The organism is Pseudochelatococcus lubricantis, from assembly GCF_011762225.1.
Classification (GTDB): Bacteria; Pseudomonadota; Alphaproteobacteria; order Rhizobiales; family Beijerinckiaceae; genus Pseudochelatococcus; species Pseudochelatococcus lubricantis.
This window is the reverse complement of the sequence record NZ_JAASQI010000004.1, coordinates 24,834-50,966: the sequence shown is the minus strand read 5'-3', so window position 1 is coordinate 50,966 and position 26,133 is coordinate 24,834. Positions and strand designations below refer to the sequence as shown.

The following is a 26,133-nucleotide window of genomic DNA, read 5'->3' as shown; positions in this document are numbered from 1 at the left end:
TCTGTGGCTTCTATGCGTTCCGTTTCGAACCGCCTGCCGCACGCAACCGGTGTGCGCCGGAACGGCCGATTGACGATCGCGGCATTGCCGATAACCGAAAGGGATGAGGTCGATATGTGCGCGCAGCCCGTTTCCCGATACGCCGTCTATTTCGCGCCGGAGCCGGCGGACGCCTTGTGGCGTTTCGGTTCCGCCGTTCTGGGCTATGACGGTGCGACCGGCGAGGAAGTGCCCCAGCTCGTGCCGGAGGGCTTCGACGCCCCCTCGTGGCGCCTGCTGACCGCAGATCCGCGGGCCTACGCCTTCCACGCCACCATCAAGGCGCCTTTCCGTCTGGCGGAAGGGCAGACGGAAGAATCGCTCGCCGCGGCGCTCGCGGCGTTTTCCGCCGGCCGGCAGCGCTTCGTCCTGCCCCCGCTGCAGGTGACGGCGATCGGGGACCGGCAAGGGGGGGCGTTCATCGCCCTCACCGAATCACAGCCCACGCCCGCGCTGGAGGCGCTGGAGCGGGACACCGTGGAGGCGCTGGAGCCGTTCCGCGCGCCGCTGACCGACAAGGAGTTCGCCAAGCGCTGTCCGGACGCGCTGAGCGAGCGCCAGCTCGGCTACCTGAAGGCCTATGGCTACCCGCATGTGTTCGAGGATTTCCGCTTCCACATGACGCTGACGGGCCGTGTGCCGGAAGCGCAGGTGGAAAAGGCGCTGAACGGCCTCTCCGCGCTCTACGGCGAGCATGTCGGGCAGGCGCGCGTGCCGGTGGAAGCGCTGGCGCTCTACCGGCAGACCGGCAGCGAACGCTTTCGCGTGGTCGCCCGCTCGCCCTTCGCCTAAAGCGTTTTCAAGCAAAGTGGATACCGGTTTGCGTGAAGAAAGCGTGTAATATCAAAATCTTATAGAATTTCGGCGTTTCAATGAAATGTCGAAATGCTATAGAGTGTTTCTGTTGAAGACAGAAACACTCCAGCATGTGCCGGCGGCAGAAAAAGATTCGCTTTTTCAACGCTCAAACGCCGCGCGGGCTCAAGATAAGGAACCTGGAATCTGTCCTGTTTCAACGTAGACAGGACAGATTCCAGGGCATCGCGGAACGTCCCTGGCCGTGTGACCTCAGAGAATGAACCGGCTGAGGTCGGTATTCTTCGCCAGGTCGCCGACGCCGTTGCGCACGAAATCGCCGTCGATGGTCACCGTCTCGCCGGAGCGGTCCGGGGCGGTGAAGGAGATGTCGTCCAGCACCCGCTCGATCACGGTCTGAAGGCGGCGGGCGCCGATGTTCTCGACGGACGAATTCACCTCCACCGCGACGCGGGCGATGGCGTTGATGGCGTCCTCCGTGAACACGAGCGTTACGCCCTCTGTCGCCAGCATCGCAACGGACTGCTTGATGAGGCTCGCCTCCGTCTCGGTGAGGATGCGGCGGAAGTCGTCCTCGTTGAGCGGAGAGAGTTCCACGCGGATCGGCAGGCGGCCCTGCAGCTCCGGCAGCAGGTCGGACGGCTTGGCGACGTGGAATGCGCCCGAGGCGATGAACAGAATGTGATCCGTCTTGACCGGGCCGTACTTGGTGGAGACGGTCGTGCCCTCGATCAGCGGCAACAGGTCGCGCTGCACGCCCTCGCGCGAGACATCGGCGCCGGAACGCCCCTCGCGGGCGCAGATTTTGTCGATCTCGTCGAGGAAGACGATGCCGCTTTCCTCCGTCTCGCGGATGGCCTCCTGCACGATGCTGTCGTTGTCGAGCAGCTTGTCGCTCTCTTCCGTCACGAGCGGCTCGTAGGCGTCGCGTACGTTGAGCCGGCGGTTGCGCGTGCGCCCGCCACCGAGCTTGCCGAAGATGTCGCCGAGCGAGATCGCGCCCACGGATCCGCCGGGCATGCCGGGCAGGTCGAACATCGGCAGGCCGGCGGGCTGCGTCTGCACCTCGATCTCGATCTCCTTGTCGTCCAGTTCACCGGCCCTGAGCTTGCGGCGGAAGGCGTCGCGCGTGGTCTGGCTGGCGTTGGTGCCGACGAGGGCGTCGAGCACGCGCTCCTCCGCCGTCATCTGGGCCTTGGCCTGTACGTCCTTGCGTTTGGCCTCGCGAACCAGGCCGATGGCGACCTCCGCGAGGTCGCGCACGATCTGTTCGACGTCGCGGCCGACATAGCCGACCTCCGTGAACTTGGTGGCCTCTACCTTGAGGAAAGGCGCGCCCGCGAGCCTCGCCAGCCGGCGGGAGATTTCCGTCTTGCCGCAGCCGGTGGGGCCGATCATCAGGATGTTCTTGGGCAGTACCTCGTCGCGCAGATGGCCGGTGAGCTGCTGGCGCCGCCAGCGGTTGCGCAGGGCGATCGCGACCGCGCGCTTGGCTTCGCGCTGACCGACGATGTGGCGGTCGAGTTCGGACACGATCTCGCGGGGGGAAAACGCGCTCATAAGTTTTCTGCCTCATCCAGTGCCTCGATGATGAGGCTGGTGTTAGTGTAAACGCATATCTCGGCCGCGATCGCCATCGAGCGGCGCACCATCTCCTCGGCGTCGAGCGCCGAATCGGCCAGCGCGCGCGCCGCCGACAGGGCGTAATTGCCGCCCGAGCCGATGGCCATGATGGCGGCGTTATCGCGCACCTCGGGCTCCAGCACGTCACCGGTGCCGGAAATCAGCAGGCCGACGTGCCTGTCCGCCACCAGCAGCATGGCTTCGAGCCGGCGCAGATAGCGGTCGGTGCGCCAGTCCTTGGCGAGTTCGACGCAGGCGCGCATCAGCTGGCCGGGATATTGCTCAAGCTTCGCCTCCAGCCGCTCGAACAGCGTGAAGGCGTCGGCGGTGGCCCCCGCGAAGCCGCAGATGACGCTGCCATTGGCGAGCCGGCGCACCTTGCGCGCATTGCCCTTCATGATGGTCTGCCCGAGGCTGACCTGCCCGTCGCCACCGACGACGACACGGCCGCCCTTCCGGACCATGAGGATTGTGGTGGCGTGAAACTGTCCGTCACTCAGTGAATTCATGAACGATATGCCTCTCTGTTCGCGTCCATGTAATGCCGATTCTTTACAAAGCAAAATGTAAATGGACACCTGTGCATGCAAGCCGCTCTGGCGCGGGGAGATTTCTCTTGCTACAAGCGCGGCAAGGAATGCCCGTCCGAACAGGAGACCCCGCTTCATGCGCGCCGCCACCGTGGAACGCCGCACCAAGGAAACCGATGTTTTCATCAGCCTCGACCTGGACGGCACCGGACGGGCGGAAATTACCACCGGCGTGGGCTTTTTCGATCATATGCTGGATCTGCTGGCGCGCCACGCCCTCTTCGATCTCAAGGTAAAGGTGACGGGCGACCTGCACATCGACCAGCACCACACGGTGGAAGATACCGGCATCGCGCTCGGCGAGGCGTTCCGCAAAGCGCTCGGTGACAAGCGGGGCATCACGCGCTACGCGGATGTGCATCTCCCGATGGACGAGACGCTGACGCGCGTCGCCCTCGACATCTCCGGCCGGCCGTTTCTCGTGTTCCGCACCGAGTTCAGGCGTGAAAAGATCGGCAATTTCGACACGGAGCTGGTGCGCGAGTGGTTTCAGGCTTTCGCCATCAACGCCGGGCTGACGCTGCATGTCGAAACGCTGTATGGTGAGAATGCGCATCACATCGCGGAAAGCAGCTTCAAGGGGCTGGCGCGGGCGTTGCGCAACGCGGTGGCTGTCGACCCGCGCGAGGGCGAGCGCGTTCCCTCGACGAAAGGGTCGCTGTAACGGGGGCGCGTCATGGCTGTCTACACGTTTCATGTGCCGGCGGGGGCGTCGCCGGGCGACCGGCTGGCGCTGGAGCGCGCGGAGGTGGTGCGGGACGGCTTTTCCTGGGCCGCGCTGATCTTCCAGCTGCTCTGGTGCCTGTGGAACCGGCTGTGGCTCGTCGCGGCCGGCTTTCTGGCGCTGAGCTTCGCGCTTTCCTTCGGGCTGGAATGGGCGGGCGTGCCGGAGGCGGCGGTGGGCATCGCGGGCCTCCTGTTCGTGCTGCTGTTCGCTTTCGAGGCCAACAATCTGCGCCGGTTGACGCTGGAGCGGCGCGGCCTCGCGCTGCGCGGCGTTGTCGTGGCGGACAGCGCGCAGGAGGCGGAGCGGCGGGCTTTCGCTATCTGGCTCGGCGAGCGGGAGGCCGGCGAATCGCACGCCGCCGGCGCACCGGCCGCGAAACCGCCCGGCGCGCAATTGCAGCCGCGCCCGCCTGCCCATATCTATGCGTCGTCGGGGCGGGAACCGCGCGAAGGCGAGGTGATCGGGCTGTTTCCCGCAGCGGAGGAACCGCGTTGAGTACCGTTATTGTCGATTACGGGTCTGGCAATCTGCATTCCGTCCACAAGGCTTTCGAACGTGCCGCGCGTGAGGCGGGGCTGGCGGAGACGGCCGTCGTCTCCGGCGATCCCGCCGTGGTCCGCGCGGCGGAGCGCATCGTGCTGCCGGGGGTGGGCGCCTTTGCCGACTGCCGCCGGGGCCTCGATGCCGCAACCGGCATGGTCGAGGCGCTGACGGAGGCGGTGGCGGGCCGGGGCCGGCCGTTCCTCGGCATCTGCGTCGGCATGCAGCTGCTGGCCACGCGCGGTCTCGAATATGTGACAACGCCAGGCTTCGGCTGGATTCCCGGCGACGTGACGCTGATCGAGCCCGCCGACGAGACGCTGAAGATCCCGCACATGGGCTGGAACACGCTGGATATCGTCCATGACCACGCGCTCTTTGCCGGCATTCCGACGGGGCCCGACGGCCTGCACGCCTATTTCGTGCATTCCTATGCGCTGCATCCCGAGAACGACGCCGATCTCGTCGCGACGACCGACTATGCCGGCCCGCTGACCGCGGCGGCAGCGCACAGCAACGTTGCCGGCGTGCAGTTCCATCCCGAGAAGAGCCAGGCGCTCGGCCTCGCTCTCATCGCCAATTTCCTGAGGTGGCGCCCGTGATCCTGTTTCCCGCAATCGACCTGAAGGATGGCCGCTGCGTGCGCCTCGTGCAGGGCGACATGAGCCGCGCCACCGTTTTCAACGACGACCCGGCCGAGCAGGCGGAAATCTTTGTGGAACAGGGCTTTTCCTGGCTGCATGTCGTCGATCTCGACGGCGCCTTCGCCGGCAAGCCGGTCAACGCGACCGCGGTGGAGGGCATCCTGTCGCGTCTGTCCATTCCGGTGCAGCTCGGCGGTGGCATTCGCAACCTCGCCACTGTCGAGGGCTGGCTCGCGAAGGGCGTCACGCGCGTCATCATCGGCACGGCGGCGGTGCGCGATCCCGATTTCGTGCGTGAGGCCGCGCGCCGCTTCCCCGGCCGCGTCGCGGTCGGCATCGATGCGTGGGACGGCAAGGTCGCGGTCGAGGGCTGGGCGGAAACGTCGGAGCTGACGGCGCAGGAACTCGGCCAACGCTTCGAGGACGCGGGCGTCGCAGCCATCATCTACACGGACATCGCGCGCGATGGCCTGGTGCAGGGCCTCAACATCGACAGCACGCTGGCACTGGCGCGGGCGGTGAACATTCCCGTCATCGCCTCCGGCGGGCTCGGTTCCATCAGGGACATCGAGCGGCTGCTGGAGCCCGACTGCACCATTCTCGAAGGGGCGATCACCGGCCGCGCGCTCTATGACGGGCGGCTCGATCCGCGCGAGGCGATCGCGCTTCTGAAGAGGGCGGCATGACGCTGAAGAACCGTATCATCCCCTGTCTCGACGTGAAGGACGGGCGCGTGGTCAAGGGCGTGCAATTCACGGAGCTGCGCGATGCGGGGGACCCCGTCGAGGCGGCGCGGGCCTATGACGCGGCGGGGGCAGACGAACTCTGCTTCCTCGACATCACGGCAAGCCACGAGGACCGCGGCACGCTGCTCGACGTGGTGCGGCGCACGGCCGAGGCCTGCTTCATCCCGCTCACGGTGGGTGGAGGCGTGCGCAAGGTCGAGGACATCCGGGCGCTGCTGCTCGCGGGCGCGGACAAGGTGTCGATCAACACGGCGGCCGTCAACAATCGCCGCTTCGTGCGCGAGGCGGCGGAGAAATTCGGCAGCCAATGCGTCGTCGTCGCCATCGACGCCAAGCGCGTGTCGGCGGAGGGCGAGGCGCCGGCCTGGGAAATCTTCACCCACGGCGGCCGCAAGGCGACCGGCATCGACGCCATCGCTTTCGCGGAGGAGGTCGTGGAACTCGGGGCGGGCGAGCTGCTCGTCACCTCCATGGACCGAGACGGGACGAAGTCTGGCTACGACATCGCGCTCACGCGCGCCATCGCGGACGCCGTGCCCGTGCCGGTGATCGCGTCGGGCGGCGTCGGCGCGCTCGACCACCTGGTGGCGGGCATCCGCGACGGCCACGCGACGGCGGTGCTCGCCGCCTCCATCTTTCACTTCGGCGAGTTCACAGTCGCGCAGGCGAAGGATGCGCTGGCGCAGGCAGGGCTCGCGGTGCGGCGCGACCACCTGGCAGCGGGTATCGCGGGAAACGGGAACTGAACGATGACGGACCGGCAAGACAAGCCCTTCGGCCTGAGCGATCTTGAGGCCATCATAGCCCGGCGCGCCAAGGAAAGCCCGGATGTTTCCTATACCGCGAAGCTCGTCGCGGCGGGCGTGGGGCGCTCGGCCAAGAAGCTGGGCGAGGAAGCGGTCGAGGCAGTGATCGCCGCAGTCGAGAACGATCGCAACGGCCTTGTCTCCGAGAGTGCGGATGTGCTTTATCACCTGCTGGTTGTGCTGCACGCGCGGGATATTGCATTGCAGGATGTGCTGAACGAGCTTGAAAGACGGACAGCACAATCGGGCCTTGCGGAAAAAGCGTCACGTGGGGCGTAGGGTTTGACCCCCAGCCTCGGGGAGCGAAACGAATGAACATGCGCGAAACCGGCCGTGGGGCGCTGCCCGACCAGGTGGAATCGTTCGATCGGCCGCAACCCGCTCCGGTGGACGCCGGCGCGGCGACGGACGGCGGCATCGTGCCGCTGAACGGCGAACTCTCGCCGTATCGTGTGTTCACCCGCGCCGAGTGGGCGAGCCTGCGTGCCGATACGCCGATGACGCTGACCGTCGACGAACTCGTGCGTCTGCAATCGCTGAACGACCAGTTGTCCCTGTCGGAGGTGGCGGAAATCTACCTGCCGCTCTCGCGCCTGCTGTCGCTCTATGTCGCGGCCATGCAGGGGCTTTTCCGCGCGACGGAGCGCTTCCTGGCCGTGGAGGACGGCAAGGTTCCCTACATCATCGGCATCGCGGGATCGGTGGCGGCCGGCAAGTCCACCACCGCGCGCGTGCTGGAGGCGTTGCTCGCGCGCTGGCCGAACACGCCCAAGGTCCAGCTCGTGACGACGGACGGCTTCCTGTTTCCGAACGCGGAGCTGAACCGCCTCGGCATCATGAAGCGCAAGGGTTTTCCGGAAAGCTACGACATGCAGGCGCTGCTGCGCTTCCTGTCCGCGATCAAGGCCGGCGCCCGCAACGTGCGCGCGCCCGTCTACTCGCACCTGACGTACGATGTGGTGCCGGGTGAGGAAATCGCCGTCGACCGGCCGGACATCCTCATCGTCGAGGGCCTCAACGTGCTGCAGACCGCGCGCCCGCCTCGCGACGGGCGGGCAGTGCCATTCGTTTCCGACTTCTTCGACTTCTCGATCTATGTCGACGCCAACGAGGAACTGCTGCACCAGTGGTATGTGAACCGGTTCATGCGGCTGCGCAAGACGGCTTTCCGCAACCCGCAGTCCTACTTCCGCCGCCATGCCGACGTGCCGGAGGAGGAGGCGCGGCAGACGGCGGAGGAACTGTGGAGCGGCACCAACCTCATCAACCTGCGGGATAACATCCTGCCCACGCGCCAGCGCGCCAGCCTCATCCTGCGCAAGGGCGACAGCCACCGCATAGAGGAAGTGGCGCTGCGGCGGCTTTAGAATCTATCCTGTTTACGTTGAAACAGGATAGATTCCCGGTTCCTTATTTTGAGCGAATTCTGATCGATCAGATGTGATAGACGAAGGATTCCATCTCGTCCTTCGGCATGTCCCGCATTTCGGCGAGGTTGCGGTTGTCCAGCACGCGGGCGATCGATTCGCGTACTTCCAGCATCATCAGCCGCACAGCGCACATCTGTTCGTCCGGACAGTCCTCGCAGGGGCGGTAGGCCGTCTTGCTGGCGCAGGGAAGGGGCGCAAGCGGGCCGTCGAGCACGCGGATGATGTCGCCGACGATGATGGTTTCCGGCGGGCGCGCCAGCATGTAGCCGCCGCCCTTGCCCTTCTTGCTGTGCAGAAAACCGGCGTTGCGCAGCTCGCCCAGAATGGCGTCGAGGAACTTCTTGGGGATGCTGTTGCTTTCCGCGATATCCGCCACGAGGGCGGAGGTGCCCGGCGGAAGCGTAGCCAGGTGGACAGCAGCCTTGAGACCGTATTTCCCCTTTTTCGTCAGCATGTCGAACCGTCTTTTGCTTTCATGTTGGCTGCAGCGAATGGCGTCCGCCCGGTGTCGGCAGGATGACCCGATGCGCATCCAGGCCCGGCGGCCGGGTTTGCCGACGCAACCGGACCGGTCGGTCCGTATGATTTCCTGCCGAGGATAAAGACTAGAATCACTTTAAGGAATGTCTCTTTATACCCTTTCCCTATATTTTACAAAATATATGACGTTATTTTTCCTGTGCAAGACGACACGCTTCGCGGCGTGGACGCGATGGATACGCCGGATCGGGCGTGGGGAAGGGGCCTCGGCATCGCAACCGGTGCTTTTTCATCGGCGGGAAGCGATGGCCTGCCAGACGCGCACCGCCTCCACATGGGGGAGGACGTCGTGGACGCGCAGGATGTCGGCGCCCTGCGCCAGGGCGGCCAGATGCGCCGCGAGCGTGCCGTAGAGCCGTGCGTCGGGCGGGCGCTGGATCAGATTGCCGATGAACGACTTGCGCGACGCGCCCACGAGCACCGCAAACCCCATGCGCCGGATTTCCGCAAGCCTGCCAAGCGCCTCGATGCTTTGCTCCGGCGTCTTGCCGAAGCCGATGCCCGGATCGAGGACGATGTCAGCATCCGCGATGCCGGCTTGGCGGGCGATTGCGATGGAACGCAGGAAGAAGTGGCGCATCTCGTCGACGATGTCGAGCGAGGCGTCGGGCGCCTCCCGGTTGTGCATGACCACGACGGGCGCGCCGAACGCGGCGGCCGCTGCGGCCATGTCCGGGTCCCGCTGCAGGCCCCAGATGTCGTTGACGATGGTGGCGCCTGCGGCCAGCGCCGCGCGGGCCGTCTCCGCCCTGTAGGTGTCGATCGAAACCGGCACACCGCGCGCACGCGCCAGCGGCGCCACGGCCTCGATCACGGGCAGCACGCGCGCCAGCTCTTCCGCCGCGGCAAGCGGCACATGGCCGGGGCGTGTCGATTCACCGCCGATGTCGAGGATGTCCGCGCCCTCGTCCAGCAGCGTCTGTGCCTGCGCCAGCGCGGACGCGGGCGAATCGAAGCGACCTCCGTCGGAGAACGAATCCGGCGTCACATTGAGGATGCCCATGATCAGCGGTTTGCCGGTGGCAAGCCGGTCGCCGATGGAACGGATGGCGGTCATCATTGGCTCCACGATGAAGAGGCGTCCGCGTGGTCGATCCCCTCGCCATCGATCCACGTGGCGGTGACGGCGAGGTTTTCGTCGAGCGCGACGAGATTCGCCCGCCTGCCGGGGGCGATGCCGCCGATCTCCTTGTCGAGGCGGAGAAAGACGGCCGGGTAGAGCGACGCCATGCGCAACGTCTCCGGCAGCGAAACGTCGAGATGCGCCACGGTGTTGCGCACGGCGCTCGCCATGTCGAGGTCCGAGCCGGCGAGGGTGCCGTCCTGCGCCGTCAGGCGTCCGTCGGCGCGGGTGATCGTGCGGCCGGCGAGGGTGAAGGTGTTCCCGCTGCTGCCGACCGTCGGCATGGCATCGGTGACGAGCATCATGCGCGCGCTGCCGTGGGCGCGGATCGCCGCCTTCAGCGAAACCGGCGAGACGTGATGCAGGTCGACGATGATGCCGCAGCAGCTTTCCGGATCGGTGAGCGCCGCGCCCACCGGGCCGGGCTCGCGCCCGGCGAGCGGCGGCATGGCGTTGAACAGATGTGTGAAGCCGGTGAGGCCCCCCGCGCGGGCGCGGGCGACGGTCGCCGCGTCGGCGGCGGTGTGACCGGCGGACAGCACCACGCCTGCTTCCGCGAGCCGCTCGATGCTGTCCAGCGGCACGCACTCGGGCGCGAGGGTGACGAGTGTGGCGAAGCCGGCAGGCAGGCTGCGGGCGAAATCCCCGATCAGCCGGATGTCGTCGTCCGTTATCGGGCGGATGAGCGCCGGGTCGTGGATGCCCTTGCGGGCGGCGTTGAGGAACGGCCCTTCGAGGTGGACGCCGAGCAGGCCGGGAACCCGCCGGTGCACGGCCTCGTGCACGGCGGCGAGCGCCGCGCGCATGCGCGCGGGCGTGTCCGTGATGAGCGTCGGCAGGAAACCCGTGGTGCCGTAGCACCGGTGCGCCGCGCCGATGGCGGCGATGCCTTCCCAAGTTGGCGTATCGTTGAACAGCACGCCGCCGCCGCCGTTCAACTGCACGTCGACGAAGCCCGGCACCAGCAGGCCGGCGATCTGCCGGCGTGGCAGGGCGTCGCCAAGCGCGGCGTTCGCGGTTATCGCCGCGATCCGCCCGTCGGCGACGACTACGGCGTGGTCGTCCAGCCAGACACGGTTGTCGCTGAAGATGCGGGCGCCAGTGAGCGCATACGGCGGGGCGGGTGCGGGCGTCATGGCGCGGCCTTGCCCGGCTGGCCGGGGCAGTTCTCCCGCGCCATGGCGACGGCGCCCGCAAGGGCGTCCGCATCCGGCGGCGCGAAGTGATGTCGGACGGCGTCGGCGAGCCACGGCCGGACCGTGTCCGTGAGGCCGCCGATGAGGTGGACGCGCGGTGCGCCGAGTTCGACGAGGCGCAGCGTCAGGCGGCCGATGGCCAGCGCGGCTTCCGTCGCGACGGCGCGTGCAAGTGCGTCGCCCCGCGCGGCATGGGCATAGACGACGGGGGCGAAGCGCGCATAGTCGGCCGGGGTGGCTCGGTCTCCCCAGTCGATGATCGCTTCCGGCGTCGGGCCGATATCGGCGAGGATCGCATCCGAGAGCGAGCCGGGCGGCGCGAGCCCGTCGCACACATGCAGCGTGCGCCGGATGGCCTCGCGGCCCGTGACCGCGCCGCTGCCGTCGTCCGAAAGGGGGAAGCCCCAGCCGCCGATGCTGATGCGCCGTCTCTCCGGCCCCTCGCCTTTTTCCACGTAGCCGCAGACGCCCGTGCCGACGATCAGGATGGCGCCGCGGTCGCCTTCGGCGGCCTTCGCGGTCGCGCCGAGCCAGGCTGCGCGCGCATCCGTGTCGAGAGCGATACTCGCGAAGGGGAAAGGCTGGCGCATGATGCGTTCGCGCGCCGACGTCTGCCCGGCGCCGGCGAGTCCGAAGCCGGCATGCGTCCGCCGCCACGCCGCCGCGTCGAGGCCCGCCCGTTCGCGCGCCTCGGTCGCCGCCGTCAGGATGGCATCGCGGACGCCCTCCGGCGCGAGCCTTATATTGGCCGCGCCACCCATGCCTTCGCCGAGCGTGCGGCCATCCGCATCGCACAGTCGCGCGCGGCAGCGCGTGCCGCCGCCGTCGATCCCAAGAAACAGAGGTTGTTCCATCGCCCGTCCCGACCGATTCCCGTTTTCCTCAACCGGCTATCGATACCCCATCCGGGCCGGCGATGGAAATCGGGCGATGGCGCCGCCGTTCAGACGAGGTTGGGCTCCACACCGGGCGCGCGCTCCAGCCACTCCGGCACAGGGAGGTCGCGGGCGCGCAGGAACTCGGGATTGAAGAGCTTCGACTGGTAGCGGTTGCCGTAGTCGGCGAGGATGGTCACAATGGTGTGGCCGGGGCCGAGTTCCTTCGCCAGCCGGATGGCGCCGGCGATGTTGATGGCGGAGGAACCGCCGAGGATGAGGCCTTCCTGCTGCACCAGATCGAAGATATAGGGCAGCGCCTCGGCATCGGAAATCTGGTAGGCGAGGTCGATCGGCGCGCCCTCCAGATTCCGGGTGATACGCCCCTGGCCGATGCCTTCCGTGATGGAGGAGCCTTCCGACTTCAGCTCGCCGGTGGTGTAATAGCTGTAGAGGGCTGCGCCCAGCGGGTCGGCGAGGGCGATCCTGACATCCTTGCTGCGCTCCTTCAGCGCGATGCCGACGCCCGCCAGCGTGCCGCCGGAGCCGACCGAGGCGACGAAGCCGTCGACCTTGCCTCCGAGCTGTTCCCAGATCTCGGGGCCGGTGCCCTCGATATGTGCCTGGCGGTTGGCGACGTTGTCGAACTGGTTCGCCCATACCGCGCCCCTGGGGTCGGACGCGGCGAGCGCCTCCGCCGTGCGGCCGGAGACTTTCACGTAGTTGTTGGGGTTGGAATAGGGCACGGCCGGCACTTCGAGCAGCTCCGCGCCCAGAAGGCGCAGGGCGTCCTTCTTCTCCTGCGACTGCGTCTCCGGAATGACGATCACCGTGCGGTAGCCGAGCGCGTTGCCGATCACGGCGAGACCGATGCCGGTGTTGCCGGCTGTGCCTTCCACGATGGTGCCGCCGGGCTGAAGCGCGCCGCGCGCCACCGCGTCGTTGATGATATAGAGAGCGGCACGGTCCTTCACCGATTGTCCGGGGTTGAGAAACTCCGCCTTGCCGTAGATCTCGCTGCCGGTCAGTTCGGACGCCTTGTTGAGCCGGATAAGCGGCGTGTTGCCGACGGCCTCGACCACGTTGCGCGCCACCCTTGCTGCAGTGCTCATGGAGACTCACCTTTCGATCATGATTTTTGCACAGGCTAGAAGAGATCGGCAGTTTTGTCTATTTACCTTGTAGAATGAATTTTAAGCCCGTAGAAATCTGTGGAATGCGACGAGCGATTTGCGCCGGAGGAGAACCGAATGAACGCGAATACCCCCAACGAAGTGATCGATGTCGATATCGATGATGTGAAGCGTGGCCTTGCCGATGGCTCGCTGCTGCTGATCGATGTGCGCGAGCGCGAGGAATATGCAGCGGGCCACATTCCCGGCTCCGTCTCCGTGCCGCTGTCGACCTTCGATCCGGATGCGCTGCCGGAGGCCGACGGCCGCCGCGTCGTCTTCTCCTGCGCCTCGGGCGGGCGCACACTGCGGGCGCTCGCCGCGACGCGCGCGGCGGGCCTCAGTCTCCGGGAACATTACAAGGGCAGTTTCAAGGACTGGGTGGCGCACGGCGAACCGGTGAACACCGGCGAGGAGCCCTGACGGCGCAGGGCGAGGCTCCGGAAAAGGCAGCGCTTTCTCAAATGGATAGATAGGGATGGGGCCAGCCGGAAGCCGTCCCGCGCTGGCGCTCACACCCTCGTTATTCTGGAATTAGTCCAGGTCGTGATAGGAATTCCCGGTATCATCGCCGGGATTCGGCCTGCTCCAGAAACGAGGATTGTCGTGATGCTTCGCAAGGTTGTTGTCGCTGCTACCGTCGCCGCCGGCGTCGTCGCTTATGGGGCGGGTTCGCTTCTCGCCCAGACCGATGTCATTGCCGAGCGGCAGGCGCTGATGAAGCAGGCGGGCGGCGCCACGCGCACGGGCTCGCAGATCGCCAAGGGCGAACTGCCCTTCGACGAGGCGAAAGCCAAGGAAATTTTCGCCGTTTATCAGGCGGTCGCCGAAAAGGCGCCGGCGCTTTTCCCGGAAGGCTCCGACAAGGGCGACACGACGGCCGCGCCGACCGTGTGGACGGACAAGGCCGGGTTCGAGGCGCAGTTCGCCGCCTTCGGAGCGGCGGCGAAGCAGGGTGCCGCGGCGGCTGGCGACCTCGACGGTTTCAAGACTGCCTTCGCCGCGATTAGCCAGGAATGCGGCGTCTGCCACCAGACTTTCCGCGTGAAGAAGTAGGAGGCAAGCCATGCAGCGGTGGCTCGTGCGCGCACTCGTCCTGCTGCTGGTGGCCGCGGTCATTGGCGGCGGCGCCTTCTGGTGGCTGACGAGTCCCGACCGCATCACGATCGGACGCGAGCCGGTGCCGGCAGGGGAGGCGGATATCGCCAACGGCCGCCTGCTGTTCGACGCCGGGGATTGCGCTGCCTGCCACGCCACGCCGGGTGGCGACCGTCTGCATCTTGGCGGCGGGCTTGCCATGCATACGCAGTTCGGCACCTTCCACGTGCCGAACATTTCCCCGCACGAGACGGACGGCATCGGCGGCTGGAGTGTGCAGGATTTCGTGCGCGCGATGCGGGCGGGCGTCTCGCCGGACGGCCGCCACTACTACCCGTCGTTCCCCTACACCTCGTTCCAGCGCATCGGCCCGAAGGACCTCGCCGACATGTTCGCCTATGTGCGGACGCTGACGCCGGTCCCGGGTCGCGCGCCGGCGCACGACCTCGCCTTTCCCTTCAGCATGCGCCGGGGGGTGGGCCTGTGGAAGCTCGCATTCCTCGATGGCAGGGAATTCGAGCCCGACCCCTCGAAATCCGCCGAATGGAATCGCGGCAAGTTTCTCGTCGAAGGGCCAGCCCATTGCGCCGAGTGCCACAGCCCGCGCAATTTCGCGGGCGCGATCATCGCGGAGCGGCGCTTCTCCGGCGGGCCGAACCCCGACGGCGCGGGCTTCGTGCCCAACATCACCCCGCATGAGACCGGCATCGGAGGCTGGTCGAAAAGCGATGTCGTGGAGTTGCTGACCACCGGCTTCACGCCCGAATTCGATTCGGTCGGCGCCAGCATGAGGGCGGTGGTGGAGAACACGGCACGCCTGCCCCCGGAGGACAGGGAGGCGATGGCGGAATACCTGTTGTCCCTGCCGCCCGTCGCCTCATCGCCGCGATGATACCGCCGCGCGCGGCTCTAACAGCCTCCAGGCACGGTATCAGTCCATCACTGCGGCCTTGAGGATGCAGACCATGACGGCGCGCCCCGGCGCGTCGCCGACGCAGCGGACGATGTGCGGACGGTCGCAGCGGTAGCGCAGGCTCTCCCCGGCGCGCGCCTCATGCACGATGCCGGCGATTTCCACCTCGAACACGCCTTCCAGCACCGACAGGCTTTCCACCGAGCCGCGCTGGTGCGCGTCCGAATCGAGCACGCTGCCCGGCTCGGCGCGCACGTCGTACCATTGCAGCCACTCCACCGTCTTGATCCAGCCGATGATGCTTAGCCGCATCTTGCCGTCGTCCGAAACGAGGATCGGCGTATCCGGACGAGAGATCTTCTCGATGAACGGCTCGTCGGTGTCGCTAGTCAGCACGCGGTCGATGGAGACGTCGAGCGCCTGCGATAGCCGCCAGATGGTGGCGAGCGTCGGGTTCGTTTCGTTGCGCTCGATCTGGCTGATGATGGACTTCGCCACGCCGGACTGCTCGGCAAGTTCCGACAGCGACAGGTTATAGGCCTTGCGCAGGCGCTGCACCGTCTTGCCCAACTGGCCCGACAGCAGTTGCGCGCCCGAATCGTCGCGTATCCGCTCCCGTCCGCCCTCGTTGTCGCCGGCCATGCCTGTCCCCCGATCCCTCGCCCCGGCGGTTGCGCCGCGACCGACCAAATTCCGTATGGCGGATATTTGTTTGATCCGCAGAACGACATGTGGTCACGGGGGCGCGGGCGTCAATAGCAAAATCGCTGTACAGCCCCGCAACCTTCGCTATTACGCCGCTCGCCCCTCAAGCCGGGCGCGGGCGCGGTCGTGGCCGATGAGCGGCAGGAGGCTCGCGAGTTCCGGCCCCCGCTCGCGCCCGGTGAGAGCGAGTCGCAGGGGGTGGAACAGCGCCTTGCCCTTGGCGCCCGTCTCGGCGGCGATTGCCTGCGTCCACATCTGCCAGGCGAAGGGCGACCACGCATCCTTCGTCCACGGGCCTGGCGGCAGATGGCGGGCGGCGGCGCGGGTGACGACCTCGTTCTCGACGATGGGAACGAGTGGCTTGCTGACCACATCCCACCAGGCGGCGGCGTCGGAGAGGCGCAGGATGTTGCCGCGCACGGCGAGCCAGAACTCTTCCCCGCCGCCGGCGTGCAGCGCCTCCAGCCTCTCGCGCACCGCCTCGTAGGGCAGTTCGAGCAGCAGGCGGGCGTTGAGATGCGCCAGTTCCTTCTCGTCGAAACGGGCCGGCGCGTGGGAGAGGTGGCCGATGTCGACGATCTGCGCCAGTTCCTCCAGCGAGCCGACGGGCCGCACCGGCTCCGAGGAGCCGACGAGCACGGCGAGCGACGCCACCGCCATCGGCTCCATGCCCGCCTCGCGCAGATGCCGCAGGGAGAGGTGACCCAGTCGCTTCGACAACCCCTCGCCGCTCGCCGTGGTGAGCAGGTTGTGGTGGCCGAAAACGGGCAGCCGGCCGCCGTCCAGCGCCTCGAATATCTGGATCTGCACGGCGGTGTTGGTGATGTGATCCTCGCCGCGAATGATATGGGTGACGCTCATGTCGATGTCGTCGACGACGGACGGCAGCGTGTAGAGATAGGTGCCGTCCTCGCGCCGCAGGATCGGGTCCGACAGCGAGGCGCAGTCGACGCGCAGCGTACCGCGCCCGAGATCATCCCACGTGACGATCTTGTGATCCAGCAGGAAGCGCCAGTGCGGGCGGCGGCCTTGCGCCTCCAGCGCCGCGCGGTCCGCGCCGCTGAGCTTCAGCGCCGCACGGTCGTAGACGGGCGGCAGGCCGCGCGCGAGCTGCAGCTTGCGGCGGCGCTCCAGTTCCTCCGCCGTCTCGTAGCAGGGGTAAAGCCGACCCTCGCCGATCAGCCGCTCGACGGTGGCATCGTAGAGCGCGAACCGTTCCGACTGGCGGAAGAAAGCATCCGGCAGAATGCCGAGCCAGGTGAGGTCCTCCACCAGCGCCTGCGCGTATTCCTCTGTCGAACGTAGGCCGTCGGTGTCGTCGAGCCGCAGGATGAAGCGGCCGTTGTGGCGCAGGCGGAACAGCCAGTTCAACAGGGCCGGCCGGGCGTTGCCGATGTGGAGAAAGCCCGTGGGCGAGGGCGCGAAGCGAACGACGGGCGCGGTCGCGGTGCCGGTATCTGTCATGGGGTCAGCGATCGTTCGGCGGCACGGGCAGCAACTGGTCCCGGAAGCCGTTGGTGATGGGATAGCGGCGGTCGCGGCCGAAATTGCGCCGCGTCACCTTGACGCCGGGCGCCGACTGGCGGCGCTTGTATTCGGCGATGTACAGCAAACGCTCCACCTTGCGCACGGTCTCGATGTCGTGGCCGGCCGCGACGATGGCCTCGACCGAGCGGTCGTCGTCCACAAGCGCGCGCAGGATGTCGTCAAGCACCTCGTAGGGAGGCAACGAATCCTGGTCCGTCTGGTTCTCGCGCAGCTCCGCCGTTGGCACCTTGGTGATGATGCGTTCGGGAATGACCGGCCCCTCCGGGCCGAGCGCGCCTTCCGGCCGCCAGCCGTTGCGCAGTGCGGCCATGCGGAAGACCTGCGTCTTGTAGAGGTCCTTCAGCGGGTTGAAGCCGCCGTTCATGTCGCCGTAGAGCGTGGCATAGCCGACGGCCATCTCGGACTTGTTGCCGGTGGTGAGCAGCATGGAGCCGAACTTGTTCGACAGCGCCATCAGGATGGTGCCGCGCGCGCGGCTCTGCAGGTTCTCCTCCGTAACGCCGCGTTCCGTGCCGGCGAAGAGCGGCGCCAGCGTCGCTTCCAGCCCCTCGACCGCCTCCGCGATGGGCAACACGTCATAGCGGATGCCGAGCAGACTGGCGCAGGCGGCTGCGTCCTCAAGGCTTTCGCTGGCCGTGAAGCGGTAGGGCAGCATGACGGCGTGAACGCGCGCCGGCCCCAAGGCGTCGGCGGCCATCGCCGCCGCGAGCGCGGAATCGATGCCGCCCGAAAGGCCGAGCACCACGCCGGGGAAACGGTTCTTCGTCACGTAGTCGCGCAGGCCCAGCACGCAGGCGGTGTAGTCGGCCTCGTCGCCCCTCGGGTTTTCCGTCAGCGGTTGCGGCATGACGGTCCAGCCCGCCGGCGACCTCCGGGCCTCGACAACGGTCAGCGCCTCGCGGAAAGCCGGCAGGCGCGCGACGAGCGTGCCGTCGCCGTCAAGCACGAAGGACGCGCCGTCGAACACGATCTCATCCTGCCCGCCGACCTGGTTGAGGTAGACAAGCGGCAGGCCGCTTTCCGCGATCCGCGCGCGGACGATGTCGAGGCGTTCCGCCTCCACCTCCGCGCGATAGGGGGAACCGTTGGGCACCAGCAGCAGCGCGGCGCCGGCCTCCCGCAGCGCGGCCACGGGACCGGGCTTCCAGATATCCTCGCAGATCGGCACGCCGACAGGCACGCCGCGCACGGTGAGCGGCTGCGGCGCTGGGCCGGAGTCGAACACGCGCTTTTCGTCGAAGACGCCGTAATTCGGCAGGTCGACCTTCAGCCGCCTGTCGACGATCCGCCCTTCGTCGAGCAGTGCGACAGCGTTGTAGAGGCCGCCATTCTCCCGCCAGGGCAGGCCGACGAGCACGGCCGGCCCGCTATCCGCCGTGTCGCGCGCCAGATCGTCGCAAGCGTCGCGGGCGGCGGCGGTGAAGGCGGGCTTGAGAACGAGGTCTTCCGGCGAGTAGCCGGTAAGGAAAAGCTCGGGAAACAGAATGACATCGGCACCCGCGGCCCGGGCCTGCGCCCGCGCGGCGCGCGCGCGCGCAAGATTGCCGGCGACGTCGCCGACGACGGGATCAAGTTGCGCGAGCGCAATGCGCAGGGAGGAGCGAAGGTCTGTCATGCGCGTGGTTTAGACTATCTGCGCATAAAGGAAAAGGCGGTTTCCCCGACTCGCGCACGCGAGGCAGGGGCGCGGGAGCCGCCGGTTTTGCGAGGGAGGGGTCGGTTATTTTTGACTTTATCCAGAGAATTGGCGCAGATATACAATACGCTGTATTACGAAGCTGCTGCCTGCCCATTCTCGCATTCGGCCCCTTTTCAGCCGGAACCGCAAGGGCGACAATAGCATCGGTGCGCCGGAACGGCGTTGCCGAACGTCGCTGCAGCGTTTTCGGAAAGGGTGGTTTCCGCCTTTTCGGTGCGAAAACGCGCCACATCGGGAACTGAGAGACAGGTGAGCGATTCGACGAACAGCGAAGACGCTCCAACCATAAGGAACCGAAGATGAGCATCAAGACACGTAACGATCTTGGGCAGAATGTCCGCAAGAAGTCGATCGAACTGCTGAACGAGCATCTGGCCCAGTTCGTCGATCTCGGCGCGCAGGTCAAGCATGCGCACTGGAACGTCAAGGGTCCGCACTTCATCGCCCTGCACGAGCTGTTCGACAAGCTCTACGCGAACGTGGTCGAATACACCGACACCGTCGCCGAACGACTCACGGCGCTTGGCGGCATCGCGCACGGCACGGTGCAGGCGTCGGCCGAGACGACCAAGCTGAAGGCCTATCCGCTGCAGATCACCGACGGGCTGGAGCACGTGGACTATCTGTCGCGCTCGTTCGCCGACGTGGCCAAGGCGACCCGCGAGGCCATCCGTACGACGGCGGAAGCCGGCGACGACGCCACCTCCGACGTGTTCACGGAAGTGACCCGCGCCCTCGACAAGGACCTGTGGTTCCTCGAAGCGCACATTCAGGAAACCAACAAGTAACACGGAGGCTCCCGGTCTGCAGCCGCCCGCGCGCGGGTCTTGCTCACGCGCGGCAGGGGGGTGACCGTATAGAGTCCGGCAAATAATAGCGGGGCCGACGAGCCAGGGCTCATCGGCCCCCGCAGGTCCGCCCGCCGGTTTCACCACCACTCGTGAAAATGATGCACCGGGCCATGGCCCTTGCCGATGGTGAGCCTGTCGGCAGCGGCGATGGCGCGGCTGACGTAGTCTTTCGCCGCCACGACTGCCTCTTCGAGCGTCAGGCCCCGCGCCAGTCCCGCCGCGATGGCGGACGACAGCGTGCAGCCCGTGCCGTGGGTGTTCTGCGTCGCGACGCGCGGCGCGGGCAGCCGCACGATGCCGGCTGCATCGACGAGCAGGTCGACGCTTTCCTCACCCCGTGCATGGCCGCCCTTGATCAGCACGGCGCGCGGGCCGAAGGCGAGCAGCGCGTGGGCCTGTGCCAGCATCTCCGCCTCGCTCTCCGCCGGCTCGGCATCGAGCAGCACGGCTGCCTCGGGCAGATTGGGCGTGATGACGGCCGCCTGCGGGATGAGCTTTTCCCGCAACGTCATGACGGCTTCCTCGGCGAGCAGCCTGTCGCCGCTTGCGGCGACCATAACGGGATCGAGCACGACGGCCTGCTGTCCCCAGCGTCGCAGGCCGTCTGCAACCGCCACGATGGTCTCCGGGCGCGAAAGCATGCCGATCTTGACCGCGCTGACCGGCAGGTCGGAAAAGACGGCGTCGATCTGCGCGGCGATAAAGCCGGCGGGCACGTCGTGGATGGCGGTCACGCCCAGCGTGTTTTGTGCCGTGAGCGCGGCGATGACGCTGGCGCCGTAGACGCGGAGCGCCGAAAACGTCTTGAGATCGGCCTGGATGCCGGCGCCGCCACCTGAATCGGAGCCGGCGATGGTGACAGCGATGGGCGTCGCGCTCATTGGTCTGCTCCCTGACCGTAGCCGGCGGGCCTGCCGCGGGCGGCGAGGCTGTTGTCGACGATAGCGCGCAGGCGTCGCGCCGCCAGCGTCACGTCGTCCGCCATCAGGATCGCCGAGATGACCGAGACGCCTTCCGCGCCCGCGGCGATAACGGCAGCGGCGTTCGTCTCGTCAATGCCGGCAATCGCGGCGAGCGGCAGATGCGGTGCATAACGCTGCGCCGAGGCCACGACGTCGGCAAGCCCGCCGAGGCCGATCGGGGGCTTGGGGTTGTCCTTGCTGGAAGTCGCGAACACGCCGCCGATGCAGCCGTAGTCGATGGGTTCGCGGGCGGCGTCGGCGGCCTCCTGTACATTGTTCAGGGTCAGGCCCACGATCGCGTCCGGCCCCAGCAGGCGGCGGGCGTCGGCGGGCGTCATGTCGTCCTGCCCCACATGGACGCCATCGGCACCGGCCGCGAGCGCCACGTCGACGCGGTCGTTGATCAGCAGCGGCACGCCTGTGCCGGCAATTGCCGCGAGAATGGCGCGGGCGTTGGCCACGAAGGGGCGCGTGTCGGCGTATTTGTCGCGGTACTGCAGCAGGGTCACGCCGCCCGCGATGGCGGCGCGGGCAAGCTCCGGCAGCGGGCGTCCGCGCGACCGCTCCGGATCGAGAATGGCATAGAGACGCAGGTCGACCGGACGGGGGGAGTGGCGCGTTTCCGGGTTTGTTGTTGAAGCCGGCATGGTTCTGGCTCGCTGGCATCGCGAGGATGCGCTTGTCGCGATCATGCCGAACGGAAGGCCGCCCGCGTAAAACCTTCCGCGGGCGCATCTCGCTTCCCTCCGCCGGCATGATCCGGTTCAGGTTCGGTGGGTTGGCGCAAGCCTCTCAGCCCGGTGCGAAACGCACGACATGCGGAACGCGGGGCACCCCAAGGAGATAAGCCATTGTGACAGAAAACGGAATTTAGGCAAGTCCGTCCGGTCAGACCGTACGCAGCGCCTCGATCTCCGCCGGCCCCTCGGCCTCAAGATAGTGTTCGAGCCAGTGGATGTCGTAGAGGCCGTTCTGGACATCCTGGTTGCGCACCAGCGCCCGGAACAGCGGCAGCGTGGTCTCGATGCCGTCGACGACGAACTCGTCGAGCGCCCGCCGCAGCCGCATCAGGCATTCCGTGCGCGTGCGGCCGTGCACGATGAGCTTGCCGACCAGCGAATCGTAATTCGAGGGGATGCGATAGCCCTGATACACCGCCGAATCGACTCGCACCCCGAGTCCGCCCGGCGGGTGGTAGTAGGTGATGGTGCCCGGCGATGGCCGGAAGTTGGACGGATGCTCGGCGTTGATGCGGCATTCGATGGCATGGCCGTGCAGCACGATGTCCTCCTGCCGGATGGACAGCGGCGCGCCTGCGGCGACACGAATCTGCTCGTTGACGAGATCGATGCCGGAAATCATCTCCGTGATCGGATGCTCCACCTGGATGCGGGTGTTCATCTCGATGAAGTAGAACTCGCCGTTCTCGTAAAGGAACTCGACCGTGCCGGCGCCGAGATACTGCAGCTCCTGCATCGCGCGCGAGACGACGTCGCCGATGCGTTCACGCTCCGAACGGTTGAGGGCGGGCGAGGGCGCCTCCTCCCACACCTTCTGGTGGCGGCGCTGCAGCGAGCAATCGCGCTCGCCCAGATGAATGGCACCGCCGCGCCCGTCGCCCATCACCTGGATTTCGATGTGGCGGGGCTTTTCGAGATACTTTTCCAGATAAACGGAGTCGTCGCCGAAGGCGGCTTTCGCCTCCATGCGCGCGGTGGCGAGCGCATCGCTCAGGCTCGCCGCGTCACGCGCCACCTTCATGCCACGCCCGCCGCCGCCCGCCGCCGCCTTCACCAGCACGGGAAAGCCGATGTCGGCCGCGACGCGGTGCGCCTCCTCGTCGTCGGTGATGCCGCCCTCGGAACCGGGAACGCAGGGAATGCCCAAGGTGCGCGCGGTGCGTTTGGCCTCGATCTTGTCGCCCATCAGGCGGATATGATCGGCCTTGGGGCCGATGAAGGCGATGCCGTGTTCGGCCAGCACATCGGCGAAATGCGCGTTTTCCGACAGGAAACCGTAGCCGGGATGCACGGCGTCCGCGCCTGTGATCTCACAGGCGGCGATCAGCGCGGGGATGTTGAGATAACTGTCGCGCGCGGGCGGCGGACCGATGCACACGCTCTCGTCCGCAAGCCGCACGTGCATGGCGTTGGCGTCGGCGGTGGAGTGGACGGCGACGGTCGCGATGCCGAGTTCCTTGCAGGCCCTCAGGATGCGCAGGGCGATCTCGCCCCGGTTTGCGATCAGAATCTTGTCGAACATCGATTACTCGATTACCAGCAGCGGCTCGCCGTACTCGACCGGCTGGCCATCCTCCACAAGCACGGCGGTGACGGTGCCCGCGCGCGGGGCAACGATATCGTTGAAAGTCTTCATGGCCTCGACCAGCAGAAGCTTGTCGCCCGCCTGCACTTTCGATCCCACCTCAATGAAGGGCTTGGCGTCAGGCGAGGGGCGGCGATAGGCGGTGCCAACCATCGGCGACGTCACGGTGCCCGGGTTCTCGGCGAGAGAGACGACTGCCGGCACGGGCACGACCTCGGCCACCGTCGGTGCGAGCGCGGCCACGCTCGCTGCGACGGGCGCCGCCTGCGGCAAAACGACGTTGGCGGTGACGGTGCGCGCGACGCGAATGCGCAGATCGCCCTTGGCGACCTCGATTTCAGTCAGGTCGGTTTCCGAGATGAGCTTCGCCAGCTCCCGGACGAGTTCCGGATCGATAGGGCTGATTTTTGCCATGCTTTCTTCTGTCAATGGTTTCCAACGCCTTTAACGGTACCCGCGCGCTCCTGCAACAACGGCACGATGGCCTCCAGTGCGAGATCGTAACTTGCGGCACCGAAGCCGGCGATCACGCCATGTGCCACCGCAGCAATCATGGAATGATGGCGAAATTGCTCCCGAGCATGCACATTCGACAAATGCACCTCGATTGCAAGCGCCTGCGCGCCGGAAATCGCATCCCGCAGGGCGATGGAGGTATGGGTGTAGGCCCCCGCGTTCAAAATCACGCCCGCGCCCGCAAGCCCGGCGTTCTGCACGAGCGTGACGAGTTCGCCCTCGATGTTGGTCTGCGCGAAGGTCAGCTCGATGGTCGTGCCCATGGAGGCCGACAGCGCCGCAGCGCGTGCGCGCAGCCGCGTCTCGATGTCTGCCAGCGTGAAACGCCCGTAGACATCCGGCTCGCGCCGCCCGAGCAGGTTGAGGTTGGGACCGTTGAGAACGTGAATCGAGACCATTCGGCGGATGCTCACCCACAGGTTTGGCGCCGGGCAACCGCCGCGAGGCAGATGTGAAGGCGCGCCGGCGTATCGACGCACGGGAACTCCACCTCATAAACCGACACGGGCGGCAGGAAAAGGCACACAGCCTCGCTTTCCTGCGAATAACCGTGCTTTTTCCGCGGATTTACGCCGATAAGGTCAGCAGTCAATCTTGCCGCACTGACGTACGGAAGCGATGATCGTTTGCAGCGTCTCGATTCCGACCGCGCCGGGAACGACGCCGTCGCCGGCGACGAAGCTCGGCGTGCCGGTGAGCGAAAGCTGCTCGCCCGCCTGCATGTTGCGCGTCAGTGCCTGGCGGACGGCCTCCGATTCGATGTCCGCCTCCAGCCGCTTCATGTCGACGCCGGCGGCCTTCGCGACCTCAAGCGCGCGCTCCTTGCCGACGACGCCGCGCGACATCAGCAGATCGGAATGGAAGCGGAAATACTTCTCGCCGGAGAGCTGCTTGCCGACCGCGATGCTGACCAGCGCCGCATCCGCCGATTCGGGCCGCAGGATGGGGAAGTCGCGGATGACGAGGCGCAGGCGCGGATCGGCCTTCGTCAGCGCCTCGATGTCGCCGAGCGCTTTCTTGCAGAAGCCGCAGTTGTAGTCGAAGAACTCGACGACGGTGATGTCGCCCTTCGGGTTGCCGAGCACGATGCCATCCGCCGCGCCCATCTCCCCGGTGACGGAGCGGACGGCGGTGGCCACGGCCGCGCGCTGCTCCCGCTCCTGGTGTGATTCCAGCGCCGCCAGTGCCTCCTTCAGCACCTGCGGGTTGTTGAGCAGGTAGTCGTGAATCACGCTTTCGATCTGCGCACGCTGTTCCGCGGTGACTTCGGCGGCAAGGACCGCGCCGCCTGACAGGGAAGCGATGCAGGTGGCGACGAGGAGCGAACGGCGAAGCCGGCGAAATGCGCGCATGAACAGGAATCCCACGGGAGGCGCCGGGCGCCGGGTCAACGAGGCTACTTATGTGGCTGCTGTCGCGGCCGGGGTCAATGACACAAGTTGGTGACCCGCGGCCGGGCGTTCGCCGGTCAGTCCGCGCTGACCGGCAGGCCGTTGTCGATGGCATGCTGACGCAGGTTCTTCTGCGGGCGCGCGCCGATATGCTGGATGATGTGCGAGGCCGCCAGCGCCCCGTGGTGGGCGGCGGTGCGCAGATCGAGGCCATGCGAAACGCCGAACAGGAAGCCCGCCGCGAACAGATCGCCCGCGCCGGTCGAATCGGTCAGCTCCGCCACCGGATAGGCGGGAACCGCAATGGTTTCGTCCCGGGCAACGACCAGCGCGCCCTTTTCCGAGCGGGTGACGACGCCGAGCACGGCTTCCTGCCGCAGCGCCTCGACAGCGGCGTCGAAATCGGAAGTCTCGTAGAGGCTTTTCAACTCCGCCTCGTTGGCGAACACGATATCCACCGTCTGAGTCCGCAAAAGCCCCAGGAACTCCTCGCGGAAGCGCTCGACGCAGAAGGCGTCCGACAGGGTGAGCGCCACGTCGCGCCCGGCACCGTGGGCGATGCGCGACGCCTTGATGAAGGCTTCCTTCGCGTCCGCCGGGTCCCAGAGGTAGCCTTCGAGATAAGTGATTCGCGCGGCCTCGACCGTTTCGCGGTCGATATCGGCGGGGATGAGGTGCTGGCTCGCGCCGAGATAGGTGCTCATGGTGCGCTCGCCGTCCGGCGTCACGACGATCAGGCACACGGCGGTCGCCGGGCCGTCTTCGGCGGGCGCGGTGGGAAAGGCGACCGCGAGCGACCGGATGTCGTGGCCGAAGCGCCGGCCCGCGTCATCGTCCTTCACCTTGCCGATGAAGGCCGGCTTCGCCCCGAGCGAGGCAAGTCCCGCGACCGTGTTGGCCGCGCTGCCGCCCGAAACCCAGGTGACCGGCCCGAGCGCCGCGAAAAGTTCCCGCGAGCGCGCCTCATCGATGAGCTGCATGGAACCCTTGACGAGATTCTGCGCCACGAGGAAATCGTCTTCCGCGCGGGCGATGACATCGACAATGGCGTTGCCGATACCGAGCACATCATAATGAGCAGTCATGTCCTGTCCTGAGCTTGAGCCACATGTGACGCCCGTTGCGGGTAGAGCCTTATGGGGCGATAAGTCAACCATGCAGGCCCTCTTGTGCATTGGAATAAATTGTTGTCGCATCTTTGATTGGACAGGCGTGGTACGATCCGCAAAAGTTCCGGAGCACTGCGCCGGGCGTGGAA

At 66.9% G+C, this 26,133-nt stretch carries 29 protein-coding genes; 12 read left to right on the top strand and 17 right to left on the bottom strand.

Features of this window, described 5'->3' with window-relative positions; genetic code table 11:
- The first annotated feature begins 69 nt into the window (after positions 1–69).
- Positions 70–831, top strand: a complete 762-nt coding sequence (locus FHS82_RS09620) for a DUF1045 domain-containing protein (RefSeq protein WP_246225261.1) — start codon at positions 70–72, stop codon at positions 829–831.
- Positions 832–1,107: 276 nt separating this feature from the next.
- On the opposite strand, the gene hslU is transcribed toward FHS82_RS09620, so the two are convergent.
- A complete protein-coding gene (gene hslU, locus FHS82_RS09615; RefSeq protein WP_166951671.1) occupies positions 1,108–2,415 on the bottom strand; it encodes an ATP-dependent protease ATPase subunit HslU in 1,308 nt (435 codons plus the stop codon).
- A complete protein-coding gene (gene hslV, locus FHS82_RS09610; protein ID WP_166951652.1) occupies positions 2,412–2,987 on the bottom strand; it encodes an ATP-dependent protease subunit HslV in 576 nt (191 codons plus the stop codon). Before hslV ends, hslU begins: the two co-directional genes overlap by 4 nt.
- Positions 2,988–3,144: 157 nt before the next feature.
- Here hslV and hisB point away from each other — a divergent pair, with 157 nt between their 5' ends.
- Genes hisB through coaA form a run of 7 tightly spaced genes read left to right on the top strand, consistent with a single transcriptional unit; the run spans position 3,145 to position 7,898 of the window.
- On the top strand, positions 3,145–3,732 hold the full coding sequence (gene hisB, locus FHS82_RS09605) for an imidazoleglycerol-phosphate dehydratase HisB (RefSeq protein ID WP_166951647.1): 588 nt from the start codon (positions 3,145–3,147) through the stop codon (positions 3,730–3,732).
- A gap of 12 nt (positions 3,733–3,744) precedes the next feature.
- A complete protein-coding gene (locus FHS82_RS21135; protein WP_166951640.1) occupies positions 3,745–4,290 on the top strand; it encodes a DUF2628 domain-containing protein in 546 nt (181 codons plus the stop codon).
- Positions 4,287–4,937 (top strand): imidazole glycerol phosphate synthase subunit HisH, encoded by a 651-nt coding sequence (hisH, locus tag FHS82_RS09595; protein ID WP_166951633.1) that lies wholly within the window; start codon positions 4,287–4,289, stop codon positions 4,935–4,937. Before FHS82_RS21135 ends, hisH begins: the two co-directional genes overlap by 4 nt.
- The gene (gene hisA / locus FHS82_RS09590) at positions 4,925–5,665 is read left to right on the top strand and encodes a 1-(5-phosphoribosyl)-5-[(5-phosphoribosylamino)methylideneamino]imidazole-4-carboxamide isomerase (RefSeq protein ID WP_343042546.1); all 741 of its coding nucleotides are present in this window, start codon (positions 4,925–4,927) and stop codon (positions 5,663–5,665) included. The genes hisH and hisA overlap by 13 nt, the downstream gene beginning before the upstream one ends.
- Positions 5,662–6,471, top strand: coding sequence for an imidazole glycerol phosphate synthase subunit HisF (gene hisF / locus FHS82_RS09585; RefSeq protein ID WP_166951627.1), 810 nt, complete (start codon positions 5,662–5,664; stop codon positions 6,469–6,471). Before hisA ends, hisF begins: the two co-directional genes overlap by 4 nt.
- Before the next feature lie 3 nt (positions 6,472–6,474).
- Entirely contained in the window at positions 6,475–6,810 is a 336-nt protein-coding gene (locus FHS82_RS09580) for a phosphoribosyl-ATP diphosphatase (protein ID WP_166951624.1), read from the top strand.
- Positions 6,811–6,848: 38 nt separating this feature from the next.
- The gene (coaA, locus tag FHS82_RS09575) at positions 6,849–7,898 is read left to right on the top strand and encodes a type I pantothenate kinase (RefSeq protein ID WP_166952523.1); all 1,050 of its coding nucleotides are present in this window, start codon (positions 6,849–6,851) and stop codon (positions 7,896–7,898) included.
- Positions 7,899–7,965: 67 nt separating this feature from the next.
- On the opposite strand, the gene FHS82_RS09570 is transcribed toward coaA, so the two are convergent.
- From FHS82_RS09570 to FHS82_RS09550, 5 genes are all read right to left on the bottom strand, one after another.
- Positions 7,966–8,415, bottom strand: a complete 450-nt coding sequence (locus FHS82_RS09570; RefSeq protein ID WP_166951621.1) for an RrF2 family transcriptional regulator — start codon at positions 8,413–8,415, stop codon at positions 7,966–7,968.
- 315 nt (positions 8,416–8,730) lie between these two features.
- On the bottom strand, positions 8,731–9,558 hold the full coding sequence (gene folP / locus FHS82_RS09565; protein ID WP_246225258.1) for a dihydropteroate synthase: 828 nt from the start codon (positions 9,556–9,558) through the stop codon (positions 8,731–8,733).
- Positions 9,558–10,760, bottom strand: a complete 1,203-nt coding sequence (gene nagA, locus FHS82_RS09560; protein WP_166951613.1) for an N-acetylglucosamine-6-phosphate deacetylase — start codon at positions 10,758–10,760, stop codon at positions 9,558–9,560. Before nagA ends, folP begins: the two co-directional genes overlap by 1 nt.
- A complete protein-coding gene (locus tag FHS82_RS09555; RefSeq protein ID WP_166951610.1) occupies positions 10,757–11,674 on the bottom strand; it encodes a glucosamine kinase nucleotide-binding domain-containing protein in 918 nt (305 codons plus the stop codon). Before FHS82_RS09555 ends, nagA begins: the two co-directional genes overlap by 4 nt.
- Before the next feature lie 89 nt (positions 11,675–11,763).
- Complete coding sequence (locus FHS82_RS09550) at positions 11,764–12,807, bottom strand: cysteine synthase A (protein WP_166951607.1); 1,044 nt, start codon at positions 12,805–12,807, stop codon at positions 11,764–11,766.
- A 138-nt stretch (positions 12,808–12,945) separates the two neighbouring features.
- On the opposite strand from FHS82_RS09550, the gene FHS82_RS09545 reads away from it, so the two are divergent.
- The 3 genes from FHS82_RS09545 (at position 12,946) to FHS82_RS09535 (ending at position 14,857) form a co-directional block, all read left to right on the top strand.
- Positions 12,946–13,290 (top strand): rhodanese-like domain-containing protein, encoded by a 345-nt coding sequence (locus FHS82_RS09545; RefSeq protein ID WP_166951604.1) that lies wholly within the window; start codon positions 12,946–12,948, stop codon positions 13,288–13,290.
- Positions 13,291–13,476: 186 nt separating this feature from the next.
- Positions 13,477–13,923: a c-type cytochrome gene (locus FHS82_RS09540; RefSeq protein WP_166951601.1), complete on the top strand. Its 447-nt coding sequence runs from the start codon at positions 13,477–13,479 to the stop codon at positions 13,921–13,923.
- 10 nt (positions 13,924–13,933) lie between these two features.
- A complete protein-coding gene (locus FHS82_RS09535) occupies positions 13,934–14,857 on the top strand; it encodes a c-type cytochrome (protein ID WP_166951598.1) in 924 nt (307 codons plus the stop codon).
- A 39-nt stretch (positions 14,858–14,896) separates the two neighbouring features.
- Here the strand turns inward: FHS82_RS09535 and FHS82_RS09530 are convergent, their stop codons facing one another.
- The 3 genes from FHS82_RS09530 to FHS82_RS09520 form a co-directional block, all read right to left on the bottom strand.
- Positions 14,897–15,520, bottom strand: a complete 624-nt coding sequence (locus tag FHS82_RS09530; protein WP_166951595.1) for a helix-turn-helix domain-containing protein — start codon at positions 15,518–15,520, stop codon at positions 14,897–14,899.
- A gap of 150 nt (positions 15,521–15,670) precedes the next feature.
- On the bottom strand, positions 15,671–17,047 hold the full coding sequence (gene gltX / locus FHS82_RS09525; protein ID WP_166951592.1) for a glutamate--tRNA ligase: 1,377 nt from the start codon (positions 17,045–17,047) through the stop codon (positions 15,671–15,673).
- A 4-nt stretch (positions 17,048–17,051) separates the two neighbouring features.
- Positions 17,052–18,746 (bottom strand): NAD+ synthase, encoded by a 1,695-nt coding sequence (locus FHS82_RS09520; protein WP_166951589.1) that lies wholly within the window; start codon positions 18,744–18,746, stop codon positions 17,052–17,054.
- Positions 18,747–19,129: 383 nt separating this feature from the next.
- Between FHS82_RS09520 and dps the strand changes: the two genes are divergently transcribed.
- Positions 19,130–19,618, top strand: a complete 489-nt coding sequence (gene dps, locus FHS82_RS09515; RefSeq protein ID WP_166951586.1) for a DNA starvation/stationary phase protection protein Dps — start codon at positions 19,130–19,132, stop codon at positions 19,616–19,618.
- Between the two features lie 140 nt (positions 19,619–19,758).
- Here the strand turns inward: dps and thiD are convergent, their stop codons facing one another.
- The 7 genes from thiD to FHS82_RS09480 form a co-directional block, all read right to left on the bottom strand.
- Positions 19,759–20,562: a bifunctional hydroxymethylpyrimidine kinase/phosphomethylpyrimidine kinase gene (gene thiD / locus FHS82_RS09510; protein WP_166951583.1), complete on the bottom strand. Its 804-nt coding sequence runs from the start codon at positions 20,560–20,562 to the stop codon at positions 19,759–19,761.
- On the bottom strand, positions 20,559–21,290 hold the full coding sequence (thiE, locus tag FHS82_RS09505; RefSeq protein ID WP_166951580.1) for a thiamine phosphate synthase: 732 nt from the start codon (positions 21,288–21,290) through the stop codon (positions 20,559–20,561). Before thiE ends, thiD begins: the two co-directional genes overlap by 4 nt.
- 241 nt (positions 21,291–21,531) lie before the next feature.
- The gene (gene accC / locus FHS82_RS09500) at positions 21,532–22,905 is read right to left on the bottom strand and encodes an acetyl-CoA carboxylase biotin carboxylase subunit (RefSeq protein ID WP_166951577.1); all 1,374 of its coding nucleotides are present in this window, start codon (positions 22,903–22,905) and stop codon (positions 21,532–21,534) included.
- A 3-nt stretch (positions 22,906–22,908) separates the two neighbouring features.
- Entirely contained in the window at positions 22,909–23,382 is a 474-nt protein-coding gene (gene accB, locus FHS82_RS09495; protein ID WP_166951574.1) for an acetyl-CoA carboxylase biotin carboxyl carrier protein, read from the bottom strand.
- A gap of 11 nt (positions 23,383–23,393) precedes the next feature.
- Complete coding sequence (gene aroQ / locus FHS82_RS09490; protein WP_166951570.1) at positions 23,394–23,882, bottom strand: type II 3-dehydroquinate dehydratase; 489 nt, start codon at positions 23,880–23,882, stop codon at positions 23,394–23,396.
- Positions 23,883–24,065: 183 nt separating this feature from the next.
- A complete protein-coding gene (locus FHS82_RS09485) occupies positions 24,066–24,836 on the bottom strand; it encodes a DsbA family protein (protein ID WP_166951567.1) in 771 nt (256 codons plus the stop codon).
- Between the two features lie 116 nt (positions 24,837–24,952).
- Entirely contained in the window at positions 24,953–25,960 is a 1,008-nt protein-coding gene (locus tag FHS82_RS09480; RefSeq protein ID WP_166951564.1) for an adenosine kinase, read from the bottom strand.
- Positions 25,961–26,133: the final 173 nt, after the last annotated feature.